Annotated in this window: 16 protein-coding genes; 2 read left to right on the top strand and 14 right to left on the bottom strand. The window is 45.5% G+C overall.

Annotated elements, in window-relative coordinates; genetic code table 11:
* Positions 1-242: 242 nt before the first annotated feature.
* A complete protein-coding gene (locus tag MKX59_RS09450; RefSeq protein WP_231517115.1) occupies positions 243-809 on the top strand; it encodes a hypothetical protein in 567 nt (188 codons plus the stop codon).
* 82 nt (positions 810-891) lie between these two features.
* On the opposite strand, the gene MKX59_RS09445 is transcribed toward MKX59_RS09450, so the two are convergent.
* The 6 genes from MKX59_RS09445 to gpr all read right to left on the bottom strand — a co-directional run bounded on the left by MKX59_RS09445 (position 892) and on the right by gpr (position 8,040).
* Positions 892-1,368 (bottom strand): N-acetyltransferase, encoded by a 477-nt coding sequence (locus MKX59_RS09445; protein ID WP_013311174.1) that lies wholly within the window; start codon positions 1,366-1,368, stop codon positions 892-894.
* A gap of 164 nt (positions 1,369-1,532) precedes the next feature.
* Entirely contained in the window at positions 1,533-2,720 is a 1,188-nt protein-coding gene (hemW, locus tag MKX59_RS09440) for a radical SAM family heme chaperone HemW (RefSeq protein WP_025723343.1), read from the bottom strand.
* A 409-nt stretch (positions 2,721-3,129) separates the two neighbouring features.
* Entirely contained in the window at positions 3,130-4,944 is a 1,815-nt protein-coding gene (lepA, locus tag MKX59_RS09435) for a translation elongation factor 4 (RefSeq protein ID WP_023989515.1), read from the bottom strand.
* Positions 4,945-5,015: 71 nt separating this feature from the next.
* On the bottom strand, positions 5,016-5,528 hold the full coding sequence (locus tag MKX59_RS09430; RefSeq protein WP_023989516.1) for a hypothetical protein: 513 nt from the start codon (positions 5,526-5,528) through the stop codon (positions 5,016-5,018).
* Positions 5,529-5,555: 27 nt separating this feature from the next.
* Positions 5,556-6,815 carry a stage II sporulation protein P gene (locus tag MKX59_RS09425; protein WP_023989517.1) on the bottom strand — a complete coding sequence of 420 codons (1,260 nt, stop codon included), beginning with the start codon at positions 6,813-6,815 and terminating at the stop codon, positions 5,556-5,558.
* Between the two features lie 223 nt (positions 6,816-7,038).
* Positions 7,039-8,040: a GPR endopeptidase gene (gene gpr / locus MKX59_RS09420; protein WP_023989518.1), complete on the bottom strand. Its 1,002-nt coding sequence runs from the start codon at positions 8,038-8,040 to the stop codon at positions 7,039-7,041.
* 198 nt (positions 8,041-8,238) lie between these two features.
* Between gpr and rpsT the strand changes: the two genes are divergently transcribed.
* The gene (gene rpsT, locus MKX59_RS09415; protein WP_013311181.1) at positions 8,239-8,511 is read left to right on the top strand and encodes a 30S ribosomal protein S20; all 273 of its coding nucleotides are present in this window, start codon (positions 8,239-8,241) and stop codon (positions 8,509-8,511) included.
* Between the two features lie 141 nt (positions 8,512-8,652).
* Here the strand turns inward: rpsT and holA are convergent, their stop codons facing one another.
* The 8 genes from holA to MKX59_RS09375 all read right to left on the bottom strand — a co-directional run bounded on the left by holA (position 8,653) and on the right by MKX59_RS09375 (position 17,292).
* Positions 8,653-9,684: a DNA polymerase III subunit delta gene (gene holA / locus MKX59_RS09410; RefSeq protein WP_340858311.1), complete on the bottom strand. Its 1,032-nt coding sequence runs from the start codon at positions 9,682-9,684 to the stop codon at positions 8,653-8,655.
* Between the two features lie 213 nt (positions 9,685-9,897).
* Entirely contained in the window at positions 9,898-11,361 is a 1,464-nt protein-coding gene (locus MKX59_RS09405; RefSeq protein ID WP_340858310.1) for an anti-sigma factor, read from the bottom strand.
* Complete coding sequence (locus MKX59_RS09400; protein ID WP_023989520.1) at positions 11,358-11,906, bottom strand: RNA polymerase sigma factor; 549 nt, start codon at positions 11,904-11,906, stop codon at positions 11,358-11,360. Before MKX59_RS09400 ends, MKX59_RS09405 begins: the two co-directional genes overlap by 4 nt.
* Positions 11,907-12,134: 228 nt before the next feature.
* Positions 12,135-13,124, bottom strand: a complete 990-nt coding sequence (locus MKX59_RS09395) for an iron-hydroxamate ABC transporter substrate-binding protein (RefSeq protein ID WP_340858309.1) — start codon at positions 13,122-13,124, stop codon at positions 12,135-12,137.
* A gap of 165 nt (positions 13,125-13,289) precedes the next feature.
* A complete protein-coding gene (locus tag MKX59_RS09390) occupies positions 13,290-15,830 on the bottom strand; it encodes a DNA internalization-related competence protein ComEC/Rec2 (RefSeq protein ID WP_340858998.1) in 2,541 nt (846 codons plus the stop codon).
* Complete coding sequence (locus tag MKX59_RS09385; RefSeq protein WP_340859014.1) at positions 15,760-15,912, bottom strand: hypothetical protein; 153 nt, start codon at positions 15,910-15,912, stop codon at positions 15,760-15,762. Before MKX59_RS09385 ends, MKX59_RS09390 begins: the two co-directional genes overlap by 71 nt.
* A gap of 179 nt (positions 15,913-16,091) precedes the next feature.
* Positions 16,092-16,610 carry a deoxycytidylate deaminase gene (locus MKX59_RS09380; protein ID WP_025723414.1) on the bottom strand — a complete coding sequence of 173 codons (519 nt, stop codon included), beginning with the start codon at positions 16,608-16,610 and terminating at the stop codon, positions 16,092-16,094.
* An 88-nt stretch (positions 16,611-16,698) separates the two neighbouring features.
* Positions 16,699-17,292: a ComEA family DNA-binding protein gene (locus tag MKX59_RS09375; protein ID WP_028540441.1), complete on the bottom strand. Its 594-nt coding sequence runs from the start codon at positions 17,290-17,292 to the stop codon at positions 16,699-16,701.
* Between the last annotated feature and the right edge of the window lie 151 nt (positions 17,293-17,443).

Here is a 17,443-nt window from a genome sequence, read left to right as displayed (position 1 = left end):
ACAAAAATACCAAACCGACCTGATCATTGTCAAGTCAGATCAGTATTTTCAATAAACAAGATTTATTACAACAGTTTAGTTTACTGCAGCAAATGCAAACCGTTTACACTTTTTTGCGAAAAATCTCATTATTCATCGTATTAATACCGTATTTATGTATAGAGATTCATAAAACAGAAAATTCGTTCGAGACTATGTCTTCATACCGTTACATCTTCTTTGTCCTTGAGGAGGAATTATATTTGAGAACTAATCGCCGCAACCTTTTATACGCATCGACCGCACTTTTACCTACAATTTGTATGTTTCACATTTTAATCAAGTTGTTTCCGTATACAGGACTAGGAAGAATAGTGGCTTTGCCATTAGTTTTCACCCTGAATGCAGCCCTTATTAATTCAGCCATCCATTTAATTCGTAAATTAAGCCCCCTGTGTTGTGCCTTAATCTTGGTTCCTACAATACTTTTAAGCATATGGAATACCATTTTGTTTTACCCTCAAGAATTCAGTCCAAGTATTCCCAAGCAAATAAAATACAGTATATCGGCAATACAACATTACGATGATTTAACACTAGCCGATTGGGAAGGATATACATATAGTCCAAGCAGAAGCGGAGCGTCTGAAAGATATGTTGTCGCCTTGTATAAATATAAACACCGAGTTCCATTAGACGGCACTTCATACTTTTATAATGATACTGATTATCATAAGGACCATCCCATAAGAAGCCTGAATGGAATACCTTCCGAACTGGAGCCTCATCATCAATTCATTTGGTGGTTGCTCAAAGCATATGAGAAATGAACCAGGATTAAACAATGTAGGCTGTATAACAAACGCACGATTATGGCCTGATGAAAAAAGAACTGACCTCATTATTGACAGGTCAGTTCAGTACTTTCAACACTGCGATTTCATCACAATTGTTTTGTTTACTACAGTGAATGCAGTCGGTCCATACCTTTTCAGGGAAAATCTCTTTACTTACTACATCAAAACCGTTTTTTATAAAAAAGGAGACCTCGTAGGTCAATGCCATAATTTTAGGAATACGTTGCCGCCGTGCTTCTATAATAAGGCCCTCCACGAGCTTGGAGCCAATACCCATACCTTTATGTCCCTCAGAGATGCCAAGGGAGCGAATCTCTACCAGATCAGCGCCCAATTTGCATAAAGAACCACAACCAACAACTTCGCCGTCCACCTCTGCAACAATAAATAGCTCCAGTTGGCGCGTAAGCACTTCCCTCGAACGTGGCAGCATAATCCCCCGCTCTGCATAGCCGCTAATCATTTGATATAAAGGCTCCACATCCTCAGGAACCGCACTTCTGCACAATACATCTTTACACACTGAAGCCATCTTGCTCTCCTCCTGCCGCTTGCCGCATATAATGAATAAATATACAACATCACGCATAGAATCGCAATACTCCATTTACCCTGCTTTGACAGAATGTTGTTATAAAATGATTGTCCCAGCTTACGAAGTTGAAACGTACTGTATTGAAGCCTACGACTTACGACTTATGAATTTACCGTGATTGAACCGATGAACTCTGCAAATACATCATTTCCGAATAAAATGCCGCGTTCACTCAAACGATAACCGTCCTCAATTGATTCGATTAACCCCGCATTGAGCATTTTCCCGAGAGGAGCAGTAAACGTATCCTCCAATGCCTGACCGAATTGAGCTTCAAAGCGGGACTTGGATACGCCCTCTAGCATTCTCAAACCGACCATAAGAAAATCCTCCATGGCTTCCGCCGCCGGCACCTCAAAGCTATCCAGACGTGGTAAACCATTACGACTAGCCTCCACATAAGGGTTAATGCCTTTAATGTTCATATGACGCTCTCTGCCAACATATCCATGTGCCCCAGCGCCGAGACCGTAATAGTCCTCATTTCGCCAATAGGTCATGTTGTGCTTGCTCCCCAAGCCTGGTTTTGCGAAATTACTAATCTCATACTGCTCATACCCCGCTTCTTTCATGCGACGCATGAGGAGTAAATACATTTCCAGTTCGTCATCCTCATGTGGAAGTGGCAGCTGATTTTTCTGGTACAGCGTATGGAAGAGTGTGTTTTCTTCAACCTTCAAGCTGTAGATAGAGTAATGAGGAAGCTCCAGCTCTAGCGCTCTACTGACGCTTTCATGCAGCATCTCCACCGTTTGGTTCGGCAAACCGAACATCAGGTCAATCGACAGGTTGTCCAAGCCAACCTTACGGGCGTTTTCCAAACTGCGATATACGTCATCTGTACTGTGAATACGACCTATGCCTGTGAGTAGCTCATTCTGAAAAGCCTGTACACCAAAGCTGAGTCGATTGACGCCGCCTTCTTTCATCACAGAGAGTTTTTCAAAATCAGTGGTGCCTGGATTGGCTTCCATGGAAAACTCAATATCTTCCGCCCAATTTGGGAAATAGGTTCGGACGCTCTTCAGGAAATATTCCATTTCTTTCGGGTTTAGGGTAGTTGGTGTTCCGCCCCCGACAAAAATGGTTTTAATCTCTCCTGGCGGGTGAAGCTTGACTGTATGTTCCATCTCCCGTTCCAGTGCATACAGATATTCCATAACAGGTTGATCCTTGAGCACATAAGAGTTGAAATCACAGTAAAAGCATTTATTCGTGCAAAAAGGTATATGCAGGTAAACCGCTTGAGGCGCGGATGAATGTTCATGTTTTTGTATGGATGCGGTCATACCGATCCTCCTTGTCAATTCAGTGTGTGGTGATTGAAAAAAATGGCGAAGAGGGGGGAGAACGCTCCGTGGATGGATCATTCTTCCGATCGCTGTTACCCCCGGATTTTTTCTTTGTAAATAAACTTAATAGGGTAAGATCCGGGGATAAAGGCGAACGCTAACGCTTCTTCAGAACGATTCCATCCACTCCGCTGCTGCCCACCACCATCGGTCATTTTTTGTGATGTAGGTGTTGCAGTAAGAGTAAAGCATCTTTAGAAATACGCTAAAGCTACTGTTGTTATACTATTTTTGCAACCGAGATAACAAACATTCCATCTTTGGATAGCTTGCTCAAATAAATAACGTCCATTCTCCATGCACGGCAAATGCCCCATGAAAGAATGGACGAATACTTCAAGCAGCTTTACTCATCTATTTTCAGTACCGCCATAAATGCTTCCTGTGGTACTTCTACGTTACCGACCTGCTTCATACGCTTCTTGCCCTCTTTTTGCTTTTCAAGCAGCTTCCGTTTACGGGAAATATCGCCGCCGTAGCATTTGGCCAAGACGTTTTTACGCATCGCCTTAACGGTTTCACGCGCCACGACCTTTGTTCCCACAGATGCCTGGATTGGCACCTCGAACATTTGACGCGGGATTAGCTCGCGCAGCTTCTCACAGATAATACGTCCGCGATGATAAGCCCGATCTCTATGCACGATGAACGACAGCGCATCGACCTGCTCGCCATTCAACAAGATATCCATTTTCACCAGGTTGGACTGGCGATAGCCTGAAATCTCATAATCAAAGGAAGCATAACCTTTGGTACTTGATTTAAGCTGATCGAAGAAATCATATACGATTTCAGACAGCGGAATTTGATACGTAATGGTTACCCGTGTCGTATCCAAGTATTCCATATTTACGTACTCACCACGTTTGGTTTGACAAAGCTCCATCACCGTACCTACGTAATCATTAGGGACGATAATACCTGCTCTTACATAGGGCTCTTCCACATGTTCAATCCGTCCGATTTCCGGATAATTCGATGGGTTGTCGATCTGGATTGTTTCCCCATTCGTCAACTTAATACGGTAAATAACGCTTGGTGCCGTTGTAATCAGTGGAATGTTAAATTCACGTTCAATCCGTTCCTGAATAACGTCCATATGAAGCAGACCAAGGAATCCACAACGGAAGCCAAAACCCAACGCGCTTGATGTTTCTGGCTCAAAGCTGAGCGAAGCATCGTTCAGTTGTAGCTTTTCAAGCGCCTCACGCAGATCGTTATACTCCGATGTTTCGATTGGATACAGACCGCAATATACCATCGGATTAATTTTCCGATAGCCTGGCATCGGTTCTAATGTTGGATTTTTTGCATCTGTCACCGTATCCCCGACACGCGTATCACCCACATGCTTGATACCAGCAACGATAAAACCAACATCACCGATGTTCAGCTCGTCCACGATGCTCATACGTGGCATGAAAGCACCAACTTCAATAACCTCAAACGTTTTGTCAGTTGCCATCATTTTAATTTTGGAACCTGCCTTGATGCTACCATCTACGACGCGGACATACACAATAACGCCTTTATATGGATCATAATGCGAATCGAAAATAAGCGCCTTCAGCGGATTATTCGGATTCCCTTGCGGAGCAGGTACGCTTCTGACCACCTGTTCCAAAATTTCCTTGATACCGATTCCAGCTTTGGCCGATGCGTGGACAGTCTCGCTCGTATCCAAGCCGATAACATCCTCGATTTCCTGCTTCACCCGTTCAGGATCGGCACTTGGCAAATCAATTTTGTTAAGCACTGGCAGAATTTCCAGATTGTTGTCCAACGCCAAATATACGTTAGCCAATGTCTGTGCTTCAATACCCTGTGCCGCGTCTACAACTAGCAAGGCCCCTTCACAGGCCGCCAAGCTTCGGGAAACCTCATAGGTAAAATCGACGTGTCCCGGTGTATCAATCAGATTCAAAATGTACTCTTCGCCGTCATCGGCCTTATAAGTGAGTCGCACTGCCTGGAGCTTGATTGTAATCCCGCGCTCCCGTTCCAGATCCATCTGATCAAGCACTTGCTCCTGCATTTCACGGGATGTGAGTGCACCGGTGTATTCCAAAATCCGGTCAGCCAGCGTGGATTTACCGTGGTCTATATGTGCAATGATACTAAAGTTCCGAATTTTACGTTGTCTTGCCAATATGTCAGTCATGCCTTACCCCCACACAATGCCTAGTGTCAATCAGCTTATTATAGCAGTTGTATAGGGGGTCAGCAATATTTCTATTCTGTCACTCCGTCAAAAACAGACACAACCCATCGAATCCCCTGTCTTGATAGGTTTTGCAGCAGCCCAGCCGTTTTGTCCGCCATGGTATCCACCGAAGCTTGTTGTCCCTTGACGGCTAACAGTTCACGCGGCGTCTCCAGGTCCTGAGTATTGACATGCTGCGCAGTCGTCGAATACCACCTGGATGCCCCGAGTTCCGTCTGCTCCTCATTTTCTTCCCTTCCACTAGCTTCATTTATACCCGCTCCCGTTTTCGGCTCAACCTTAACATTTCCACTTGTGCTATACGTACCGCTATATGCACGAGCGTTAGCTGCGGGTGTATCCTCAATAACCGTCTGTTCATATCCGACTTTCTGTTGATTTACCGATTGAATCGTATCCCCGTTCCATTCCGGTCCATACACTGAACGCAGGCCAGATCCTGCCAGTTGCATACCCAGTAGAATACCTGCCCCCATGAGCAATACAAATCCAAGTGCTTTATTACGAAAATGTCCAGACATTACCTTCCCCCCTTACCGCTACCTCATTTAATTGCCGCTGTTGCTCTTTTTTGTATCCGATACGTTAGTGCCCGCTTTCTGAGCTTTCTGATCTTCCCAATACACTTCACCGATCATGTCCGCCAAAACGTCTGAGGTGCGTTTCAACTCCTCCTCGGTGTTGTCAATACCCCCGATTTCAATTAAAATGCTATGCGAAGATAAGCTTTGATTGTATTCACCGTTGTTGCCTTTGCCACCATCTTTCCCCCATACACCACGTGATACGCCATGATACGATTTTTCCAGCTTTTCATGAATACGAGCAGCAAAAGCTTCATTTTCGCGCCAATTTTTGTTGTCATGTCCGATAATAAAATACACCTTGGCATAAGAGAGTCCATTAATGGTTGCTGTTGTTTTTCCGTGACGTTGTGAATCTCGATGAATATCAAGCAAATAAGTTAAACCTTTATTTCCAGCTAAAGCTTCCTTGACTGTTTCGCGTGAATATTTATAGGAATAGTTCCAATTGTAATTTTGAACTGTAGTGGCATAATCCTTGTTTACATGCAGTGTGGATATCCCTTGCTTTTCCAGCCTCTTCTTTACGAAGTCCCCTACCCTTGACACATTGGCTGATTTAGAACCTGAATTGGGGTTGGAACTGGTTTTGCTGAGTAGTGGGTTATATGCTTCTCTGGGATGAGAATGGTAGATTAATATACGCTTGTCCCCTTTGGCCGTATCACCTGGATGATCTTCACGTGCCGGATCTGTTTGCGGTGTTGTCGGAATATCCGGCGTAGTAGTCGGTGGGTTCTCAGATGCATCTGAGCCACCAGGGGCATCCGTCGTTCCCTGATCGGGCTGATAATCCGTAGGACCCTCTACCTTTGTGTTCCCCGAACCCTTGCGCAGCAAGACAGGCGCTCCCGCAGACATGCCAGGAATTTCACGAGAAATGAGACTTTTGGGATCCTGCGGATTAATACCTGTAAGCATCTGAAAAACAAAAGGCGACCATTGTTCACCCGACAACGAAGATTGCTGCTTCTTTTGTGCCAAATGAGGTACTTCCATACCTAGCATATCCGCAAAAAAACCGCTAGACACCGAACCTGCCAATCCTTTCATCGAAGAAACAGGAGATGTTTGTAGACGATTTTCTGCCAATCCCCCTAGCCCCAAAACGACAAATAAAAGCGCCGAGCCCATGATCAGCAGCACAAGCGTATGTCCCATCGCCAAAATTTCGATACCTTTTCTTCTCCATCTTCCGACGTTCCAGGTCTGAATTTTTTTCATGTGAGCCTTGTCCTCCTTCGTCCCGTCGAAACCCGCTTTATATTCTGAACATAGGGTTCCTATCTGCTGCGGAAATCTCTTATACTTCAACTCTATGAACGGAGAACAATTGCTAGAACACAAAAAATCTCTACCACAGGTATATCACCTCCCTTTTTGAAAGAGATTAGATTCCTGTTAAATAGAGACTTTTGGTATAAAATATGATTTTACCAACCCTTGATTAATGCGTATAGGCGGCGACATTGCCAGGATCAACAGCTTCATGCAGAGCAGCGTTCAATCCAGTAGCAATGATGTTCGCGATATCTTCAATAAATTCATCGATCTCTTTAGGAGTCACAATCAGATCATGCCCCAGCGGCTGCAGTACCTCTCTCACCAGCCCAAGTCTCTCAGGTTCTGAAATATCGTCCAACATCCCCAGGATTGCTTTTGTAGAAGCCTTTTCTTTGGTAAAATGTGTTTTCATCAGTTCGATTACGTTATTGACAATGGTAGAAGCGTAGCATACCGTCGGAACGCCGATAGCGATACACGGAACACCCATAATATCCTTGGTGATACCGCGCCGCTTGTTGCCAATACCTGAACCTGGATGTATCCCGATATCAGCCACCTGAATGGTCGTATTGACGCGCTCCAGTGAACGTGACGCCAGAGCGTCAATTGCAATAATCAGTTCTGGCTTTGTGCGATCCACGATGCCTTGAACGATTTCACTGGACTCGATCCCCGTAATACCCAGGACGCCCGGTGCAATTGCGCTCACATCTCGATAGCCCGGGTTGATTTGATCAGGTGTCAGTTCAAAAAATTGACGAGTCACCATCAAATTTTCAACGACAAGCGGCCCCAGCGAATCGGGAGTAACGTTCCAGTTGCCCAGACCTACCACCAGTACCTTTGCCGTATTAGAGATCCCTATTTTTTGTATAAAATGCTCCATTTCTTTTGCAAATGCAATAGCTACACGTTGCTGGAGCCCCGTGTCGCCTTCACGCAAGCCTGGTACTTCCAACGTGACGTAATGCCCTTGTACCCGCCCAATACGGTTGGCTCCTTCTTCATTCAGTACGTCCAGCCGTGTGATTTTGATTCCGTTATCTTCCTCCACGTTCTCACTTATGCCCGACAGAGGTACAGGCTGATCCCGTTCGGCCAGTTCTCTTGCCTCTAATGCCAAATCCGTGCGTACCGCATACTTCTGCAAATCCAGATCCATCTTTTAAGCCTCCTTGGATACCATCTTTGACTATAGTGTGCGAGACACCCAACAGGTTTATGCACATCCATTTTCATCCTGTAATTCGCATCGCCTCAGAATGTTTTCTTATTGCAATTTGAGGTGTGGCATGCTAAAATATTTTAAGTTGTGAAACGTTTGTGTTCATAAGTAATGCCTTTACAGGAGGTGAATGTAATGCCAAACATCAAATCCGCTATCAAACGCGTTAAAACTAGCGACAAACGCCGTGCGTTGAACGCTTCCCAAAAATCCGCGCTTCGTACAGCAGTAAAAGCTGCCGATACAGCGTTGGTAGGTAACGAAGCTGAAACTGCTGCTGCTGCTTTCAAAGTAGCTTCCCAAAAGCTGGACAAGGCTGTAACTAAAGGTCTGATCCACAAAAATGCAGCTGCTCGCAAGAAATCCCGCTTGGCGAAAAAACTTAACGCTCTTACAGCTCAAGCGTAAGCAAGAGCTACTTTCATACGTTAATGAAAAAAACCTGACCAGCCTTGGCTGATCAGGTTTTTTTAGTTTATAACTTTTGTTAATTTATAGAGTCAGCTTTCCACGCTACATGAGCTGACTCTATAACAGCACATGGGGGGATTAGATTGAAGCCCCCGCACCCATTTTCATCAAAAATAGCTCCAGTCCCAGTACCTTGTCAACGACACCTGTTTTCATATGATAATCCAGCTCGCCCAATTCGTAGAGAAGCTGACGCAGCTGCTCAGGACGGAACCTCCGCGCTTGGTCCCCTGCAACTTTCACCCCATAAGGATGCAAACTAAGCTGACTCGCAATTTGTTGCTGGGAATAGCTTTGACCTGCCAGCTCTTTGACCTGCAACATAATACGGAACTGTCGCGTGATCAAAGCGGCAATCTTGATCGGTTCCTCTTTTTGCTTAAGCAACTCATAAAAAATACTGAGCGCCTTATCCAGCCGCAAATTAGCCAGATCCTCAACCATCGCAAATACGTTTTGCTCTGTGTTACGAGGCACCAGGGATTCTATATCAGCGGATGAGATCGTTCCCTGTGCTCCTGCGTACAAGCAGAGCTTGTCTATCTCGGCAGCCAAGGATTGCAGCCCGGCACCTGTGAATTGAATGAGGCTTTCAGCAGCTCCTGCAGCCAATTGCACTTCTCTTTCTCCTGCACGCTTATGGATCCAAGCTATAAGATCATCTCCACCCATTGGAGCAAAAGCAATAACCGAAGCATCACTTTTCAGCTTTTTGACAATCTTTTTCCGTTCATCCAACTTTTCAGCCTGAACCGTAAAAACGATGACGCTATAGTCAGTCGGGTTATCCATATAAGTCAACAGCGTCTCAAGCCGGTGCTCTATCTTACCGCTATCTTTGCCTGCTGCAAATACACTGGTATCCCGTACAATAATCAGCTTCTTTGGCACCAGAAAAGGCGCTGTTTCCGCCTCCTCCACGACCACCTCAATTGGCGTTTCGGTTAAATCATAAGGAATGATGGCGAAGTCACGATGCTCCTCTTCCACCACTTTCTCTTTAAGCATCTCAACAAACTGCTTCATTTGATATTTTTCACTGCCGTATAGCAAATACACTGGCGAAATGTCGCCTTTGCGAATAGCCTTAGAGGCTGTTTTTACATCCATTTTCCGTTCCCCCCACCCACTGATCGTACCCGACATCCGACCGGAAGGCAAGTCATGATACAAACGAAGGGACCCTGCCTATAGACAGGATCCCTTCACCACCATCTATATCAACACGGCAGCAGAAAGCTCTAGAAACTTTCGGCCGTCGGGATACGACGTCGGTTCATATAGTATATTCTCTGTTTTTAAAAGTGTGCCAACTTACGGAAACTATTTTCCAGTGCTGCGCGGGACGGTGTACGTATATTTACTTGCTGTCCCATCCTGCTCCGTCTCATACATAAAGGTCTGGCTGTCTTCTGACCAGCTTCCTTTGACCCAGGCACCTTTTAGAGTACGGACTTCCAGTGTTGTTCGGTCTACACCGTTATCAGAAAGCTTATACACTTTCAGCTTTTTGCCCTCAATAGCCACCGCATAGCTACCATCTGGCGAGTTGAGCTGATCTGTAGAGGCAGATTGGGCACTATAGCTGGAAGCATTATTGTTGTCCGGAGAGACCAGTGAATTAGATACAAATCCTTCTTTACGAACCGGGTCTTGCGACACGGATGATTGCTGATCATTAGAAGCTGCATTGCTGCTATCCGTTCCCAAGGCATTGCCCGAATCCTTTGTGATACTTTTGGAAGTCGTTTCTTTCGACGTTTCATTTGACGCAATTCGATCCTGTACCTTCAAATCCTGACTAAGCGACGAAGAAGAATCATTCGTACTTGTATTACCATTATTATCGTCCTGAGCGGTACCCGTATCCGCTAGGGGTGCTTTTTCCATTTTCGGTTCCACCTGTTCAGCAGGAGCAATCGTGGATCGATCAGATTTTTCCTGACTTAACTGTTTGTCCTCAGATTTAGGAGCATCTCCAGCAGACGGATTTTCCTTTGTCACCTGACGATCCGTACGTAGCTGTCCCTGCCCTTCATCCTGATGAGAAGAATGTTCAGCTGGTGCAGACTTCGTCGAATCTTCCTCCCCAGCTCGCTGATCGTCACGTTTCCCAGCATCCCGTTTGGAAGAGTTCTTTTCATCATCTGCATTGGTTGCACCTTGTTTGCTCAGGTCAGGATCTTTATCCGCAGGTAGCTGAGATGCATCCGTTCCTTGCCCCTGCTCTGACGGCTGCTGTGTAGAATCCGAACCAATGGCTGCATCACGGCCTCCACTGCCATTGGCTGTACCTGGAAGAATTTCCGTCTGATTCTGCGGATTCGTCACTTCGGGCGTCTGGGTTGTAAGTATGCCTTCCGCATCCTGCACTGTTTTAGGCTCGAAGTTAAACACTACAATCCCCAGTACAACAGCAGCGGCAGCCACGCCCATGGCAGCGCGTCCAGCCATTCGGTTCCACCAAGGTGTAGGCTGGGTACTTTGTCTAGGCACTGGTCCAGGCTCTACAGCCACAGGCTGCATTTCCTGAAGCGCACTTCCCTGTTCTTCACGTGCGCGGTCAATGGCATCAAGCTGAGGCATGATGGAATCCACCAGGCTGAACGCCGGGGAAACCGCAGGCAATTCCTCCAGCTCGCGAGAGAGTGTCTGAAGAATAAGAAATTTTTCCGCACAGTCCGGGCAAGTCGCAATATGGTTCATTAATTGGGACGTCTCTTCTTCGCCCAGCTCATGATCCACATAACGCTGCATCCAATCCATCACCTCTTCCCCACACTTCATCCTGATACACCACCTTTCTGATATTCCTGAAGTAGCCCTTGCAATTGCTGTCTTGCACGATATAAGTATGACTTGACCGTATTTAGCGGCAAATCCAGAGAATCTGCAATCTCGTTATAGGAGAAATCCTGCAAATATCTTAAGACAATTACCGTCCGGTGGTGCTCCGGAAGTTGTTGTATAGCTTCACGAACATCCTGTGCCATGTAAGTGGTCAGCACCTCGACCTCCACGTTTTGGGGATCGTTGAATATCATGTCGTGCTCGTCAATGGAAACCGAGGGCTTCGTTCTTCTGAATTTGTCGATGCATATATTCGTTACAATGCGTTGGACCCAGGTTTTAAACTGCGCTTTTTCCTCATAAGAGTTAATTTTGGAATAGATCCGTATGAGGGCTTCTTGTGAAGCATCCATGGCGTCCTGCTCATTGTTTAGAATGTAATATGCCGTACGGTACACATGCTGTTCTATCTCTCTTAATAGGGTAATGAGAGCGTCGCGATCGCCCGATTGAGCGGCTCGAATGAGTCCCTGCTCTACCACAAAGGATCCCCCTCTCCCTGCAATATTACAGACGTATCCCTTTTGCAAATTGTTGCAGGATAGACGTCTGACACTAATTTTATTTTTTTAACAAAAAAAATTATACCAAAAAGCCCAGAATCCCCAGCGTATCCTCCCTTAGAATAACAGAAAAAGGGAAGGTAGTCACCTTCCCCTAGCTCCTACATACATCTAAATGCTAGCCTATCGAGCTGCAAGATCATATTGTTACTTCTTGGAAACCAAAAAATCAGATATGAGTTCTAATTGATAAGTCAGAGCAATCGGATCTTGAAAATAAAAATCGTCGATTGAGTATTGATATACTTTACCTGTTTTAACGGCAGAAAGGTTCTTCCACACACTTTTAGATAAAATATCTTTTCCTTGGTCTGTTCCGTCGCCTCTAATACCCAACATTAAATAATCGGCATCGCCCAGCATCTCCGGTAAAGCCTCTATTGAAATGCTGGCCCATCCCTTCTCGAACGCTGCCTTTTCTACCTTCTCAGGAGCATGAAGTCCCAGCTCATCATAAAGTATGGCTCCTCCACGTCCATAAGATTTTCCATATAGATATAATTCTTTTCCTGTAATCTCAAAAATAGCGATTTTTTTACCCGAATCAATGACGTCAGACAAAGCCTGTTTCTTCTCAGCAATCTTGGTTGCAAAATCAGCCAGGCAATTCTTCGCTTCCTGCTCCTTGTTTAACACTTTGCCCAGCTCCATCAGACGGTCCTTATATTGATATTTACCATATGGAATATATACTGTAGGTGCTATTTTTTTCAGATTTTCATACGCTTTCTCATCATAGGTAATGATCAAATCCGGCTTCAGGGTGATTACCTTTTCAAGGGACAATGCGGAACTGTCACCGATATTTGCAACACCATTCAAATATTTTTTATAGTATGGAGCATCAAATACAGTGTCTGGAGCCCCTACAGGTGTAATACCAAGTGCTAGCACATCACCTACATAATCATCGACTGCCACTACGACACGCTGGGGATGCTCAGGAAGAGTAATTGTACCTTTATCACTTTCATATGTACGTGTGGCAGCTTCATCTCCAGTTGATGTGGTCTTGAGAGCAGTCGATTGACCGCTTTCTGTTACAGTCCCACTCCCACTTGTAGCGCATGCGCTCAATACCAGCATTAACGAAATGATGAACAAACAAGCTGATGCTCTGAATTTAAAATAACTCACAATATTCCTCCCATTAATAATGATTCTCATTTTCATTACTCATATGATTCTATCAAAGCTTACAGCTACTGTCCATGCAGATTGGATTCAAAGCAAACAGCCCACTCCTGAGAGTGAGCACCCGTTTTAGTGTGTTGTTGTACTGATAAAAAAGGATCGAAAAAACTATTTGCGTTGGTACCGCACACTCAGTTTTCCTTGCTGTGCTCGAATCTGTATCTCTCCCATCGTATCTGTTCGATATATAGCAGAATTAACTGCCGATAAACGTTCCAATACCGCTTCATTCGGATGTCCGTAAGTATTGGTCGCACCGACCGAAATAACAGATACTTTCGGTCGCCAGTAGGATAACCACTCTTCCGAGGTGGAGTACTTGCTGCCGTGATGTGCTATTTTCATGACATCTATAGCTTTCCTTACTTCCCCCGTTGCTCCCTCATCTTTCACACTTGATGAAAAACGAGTTAATTCAGAGAGCAACGACGACTCTGCTGCATCATCCATATCTCCTGTGAACAAAAAAGAGGCTCCCTCCATCTCCAATATCATGGCAACAGAGTAATGATTCTGTTCCTTCATAACAGGCAACTGCTCAGATTCGTTCTCCGGTAGTGTAAACGGATAGAGAAAGCGGATTTTCGTAGCCTGGTCTGGTTCCCATTCCATACTATGATGTGCACCATACAGCTTGATCTGCTTGTCTAAAGCCGTGTTCAACAGCTTACGGAATGGGGTTTTATCTGTCAGGGTACCGTTAAAAAACAAAGTAGATACGGGAATCTGGTCAAGCACAGCCTGTAGTCCTCCGGCATGATCATGATCTCCATGCGTTAAAATGACAGCGTCCAGGCGATGCACACCTCGTTGCTTTAGCAAGGGTACAATCGTATCTTCACCCACCTCGTAGGGATCTGCACGCTTGCGCCAAGCATTTTTCCCTGTCGCAAAATCCATTGTACCCCCACCATCAACCAAGATATGTTTCCCGCCCGGTGTTGTAATTAAAATGCTGTCACCTTGGCCCACATCCAGATATTGAACAATTCCCGTATTTCCCTCACCAGGAGATTGGTAACCTGTATACAATATTCCAAGCCAAGCAATAACACTTAGAGCCAGTGCCAAATGACGATAACCATTCCACTGTCGACTTGCAAATTTCCCTGCTCCCTCAGGTTCAGGAGCCGTATGCAATATAGCCGCCCATTCTGGAGAAGCTGCTAATCCTGTATATATAGGTGATGAAATGGCAGTAGAATTCAAGACGGTAATGTCGTTCGTTTGCCTGCGGGATGTCAGCCACCTTTTGAGCCAGTACAAAACACTGTACAGAGCTGCGTAATACGCCATGACCCACAGGATGGAAGAAGACGGCCAAATACTCACATAAGCATCATCTACATTCAGCCATTTCACTAGTAAAAAGGTCAAATCGTTCAATTGCTCTGCCGGCCACGCAAGAATACGAGCCCCATCCCCCCACAAAAAGGAAAGCCCCATCGCCACCGTACCTAATGGAAGCACGATATATGTAATAAGGGGTACAAGCACAAAATTGGCCGCAAATGATAACAACGAAAATTGATTAAAGTAGAATACTGTCATTGGAAACGAAACAAGCTGTGCCGTAATTGTAATCGCAACTTCACCGCCGATTAGGAAAGGCCATTTGGCGAAAAACGGCTTCATAAGCGGCATATAAATGAGCAACCCACCCGTCACCAAAAAGGAAAGCTGAAAGCTGACGCTAAGTAGATAATATGGATTCCAAATCAGCATGAGCAACGCGGATATACTTAGAATATTAAGTCCGTCTTTGAGCATACCTCGTCGGGCTGCAAACAAGCCGATCATCGCCATAATTCCCGCCCTCACAACAGAGGGAGAGGCACCTGTCAGCAGGACATAAGCCGGAATGAGTATCATCACGACCGTAAGAGATGTCTCGCGGCTAACTCTTAGTAGCTTGAGTAAATATAATAGTGTAGCTGCATATACCGCCACATGCATGCCCGATATTGCTAAAATATGCGTTAAACCAAGCTGCGTAAACTCGTTATACGTTGCTGGGTCCAACTCATCTGTTACCCCAAGTACCAGTCCTTTCATATATCCTGCGTGATGAAGTGATGTAAATGCCGATTCCATTCTCTGCCCTAGCTGCTCCCTAAGCTGATCATTCCATCTGAACAAAGTGTAGCGGTTCCACAGTGAAGCCTCCTGCTTCTGTAACGAGGCTGCCCCATCGCCTTTGAAAAGCCAGTGGATTTCCTGTGTGTGCAGGTATTCACTGTAATCAAAGCCACCAAAGTTCCCCGCTTTTGCAGGAGCCTTTAAGGTGCCACGCAGTAGGATTGCATCTCCACGTTGCCACGCTGCCGCAAGTTGCTGTTCCTGCTTGGCAGCCAACTTGATATGAACAATGACCTGTTCTGATATTAGTGCACGATTCTCGTCCTTTTTCGAATGACTTCCGTAGTGATTGATTGAGGTGACTCTCATCTCAAACTGTGTTCGATCACCATCTACCTGTACTTCAGAAGCGATAAGCCCTGCTGCTTGAACAGACATGTCTTCCACCATAGAAGACGATACATGGAGAGCATCGGGAATACTGCTAACATTATGCGTATCATGCCAATACCAATGAAATCCACCACCGCTGAATGCAAGCCAAAGTAATACCATATGCCGGATGGAGATTTTCATCAATAAAGCTATAAGCGGAAAGATCAGGGTAACCCCCGCCCAGAGCAACAAAAGCATCCGTCCAGAATACAGACATGCCCCTGCACTTCCTGTAATCCAACAAACAGTAAGGGTCAATATAGGTCTAGTTAACACAAGTTTAGCTTGAATACAATCACCTTCCGGTAGGAAACATTGCTTTCTGTCCAAAAAACACAAAACAAAAAGAACCTCTGACAAAATAGCATTTGTCAGAGGTTCTTCCTCGTTTACTTTTTAATTCATTACATCCATCAGCGTTTCTTTCGGTGGATGATAGGTCTTCAGCATACGAAAGGCGATTCCCTTTTCCTCCATCATAGCACGAACCTTGTCGGCATCTTTGGGATAAGGTCTGTGGTATACAATCTCCACAATACCGCTGTTCGCCAACATATTGGCACACGTCCAGCATGGCTGGTCAGTGACATATACTGAAGAGCCTTCACGATCAATTCGGTCAGTAAACAGTAGCAGGTTCTGCTCCGCATGAATAGTGCGAATACAACGCTGCTTCTTAACCATTTCCTCGCGCCCATCACGGTGAACGACCTCATACTCCTCTGAGATCATACAGCCTGCCTCAGAACAGTCAGGCACCCCGGATGGTGCTCCATTATAGGCCGTCCCCAAGAGCTTTTTACCTTGTACAAGTACGGCTCCAACATGACGCCGCGCACAGCGCGAACGGGTGGATACCATATAAGCGATATCCATGAAATAGGTGTCCCAGTCCTTGCGTACATCTGCACTCATTTCCATCTCTCCCGTATAAACAAGTTAAAACGTAAACCATATCCGCTACCGCCGTTCTCAGGGCCTGTACATTGTAATCTTATATAAGTTACAAGCTGACATACGGCTTCATTTTCGCCAACATTTTAGCTCCGATTCCCTTTACATGATCCAAATCGTTCACACGTTTGAACGCCCCATGCTGATTACGGTAGTTCAAAATAGCCTCGGCTTTTTTAGCCCCAACCCCTGGTAGCTCCATTAACTCGGCAGCAGTCGCCGTGTTGATGTTTACCTTTTTTTCGCCGGAAACGGGTGTAGTAACCGAATCACTTACCGTATTGGTCCTACTCGTCGTTGCACCACTCGAACTAACAATACCTGTGTCTGAGCTCGGATTCGCAGCAGCAGATACACCAGTAGAAATCTGCACAGTATCACGTTTCACATTGTCAGCGGCTTCGGCATTCCTACTGCGCTCAGCTTTGTCTGAGGGTTCTTTTACAGCAGGCTTTTTCTGGGCATAGTCACTGCTGCGCTGCGACTCATTTGGCTCTGAATCCATCGCCACAGCCTGCTCCACCTTATGGTTAAGTAAAGTCCACTCTTCTTGCGGCTCAGAGCGCTGTCCTCCGGCAAATAAAATAAGTCCACTCCCGATTACAGCAAGCGTTATCGCTGTTCCTGTCCATACGCGTTTCATTTCCGTATCGTCCCCTACTCCACATGGATTTCGGGAAATTGAGCCGACTGAAAACACCGTCTCAATCAAACAGAGCAAGTCTGTCCAATTCCCGTTAAACCGGAGGGTGCAAACAACCTCCATACGGTCTCGCTGTGAGCATTTTTACAAA

The organism is Paenibacillus sp. FSL R7-0340, from assembly GCF_038002205.1.
Classification (GTDB): domain Bacteria; phylum Bacillota; class Bacilli; order Paenibacillales; family Paenibacillaceae; genus Paenibacillus; species Paenibacillus polymyxa_B.
This window is presented reverse-complemented; position numbering and strand designations above follow the sequence as displayed.

Excerpts from the sequence above, each read along its gene's own strand:
- holA (WP_340858311.1), bottom strand. The coding sequence starts at position 9,684 with ATGGATGTAAAAACAGCCTCTAAGGCTATTCGCAAAGGCGACATTTCG.
- MKX59_RS09385 (WP_340859014.1), bottom strand. The coding sequence starts at position 15,912 with ATGTCTGTATTCTGGACGGATGCTTTTGTTGCTCTGGGCGGGGGTTAC.
- MKX59_RS09380 (WP_025723414.1), bottom strand. The coding sequence starts at position 16,610 with ATGAGTGCAGATGTACGCAAGGACTGGGACACCTATTTCATGGATATC.
- MKX59_RS09375 (WP_028540441.1), bottom strand. The coding sequence starts at position 17,292 with ATGAAACGCGTATGGACAGGAACAGCGATAACGCTTGCTGTAATCGGG.
- gpr (WP_023989518.1), bottom strand. The coding sequence starts at position 8,040 with ATGGATCTGGATTTGCAGAAGTATGCGGTACGCACGGATTTGGCATTA.
- MKX59_RS09405 (WP_340858310.1), bottom strand. The coding sequence starts at position 11,361 with ATGAAGTGTGGGGAAGAGGTGATGGATTGGATGCAGCGTTATGTGGAT.
- rpsT (WP_013311181.1), top strand. The coding sequence starts at position 8,239 with ATGCCAAACATCAAATCCGCTATCAAACGCGTTAAAACTAGCGACAAA.
- hemW (WP_025723343.1), bottom strand. The coding sequence starts at position 2,720 with ATGACCGCATCCATACAAAAACATGAACATTCATCCGCGCCTCAAGCG.
- MKX59_RS09430 (WP_023989516.1), bottom strand. The coding sequence starts at position 5,528 with ATGTCTGGACATTTTCGTAATAAAGCACTTGGATTTGTATTGCTCATG.
- lepA (WP_023989515.1), bottom strand. The coding sequence starts at position 4,944 with ATGACTGACATATTGGCAAGACAACGTAAAATTCGGAACTTTAGTATC.
- MKX59_RS09425 (WP_023989517.1), bottom strand. The coding sequence starts at position 6,815 with ATGAAAAAAATTCAGACCTGGAACGTCGGAAGATGGAGAAGAAAAGGT.
- MKX59_RS09445 (WP_013311174.1), bottom strand. The coding sequence starts at position 1,368 with ATGGCTTCAGTGTGTAAAGATGTATTGTGCAGAAGTGCGGTTCCTGAG.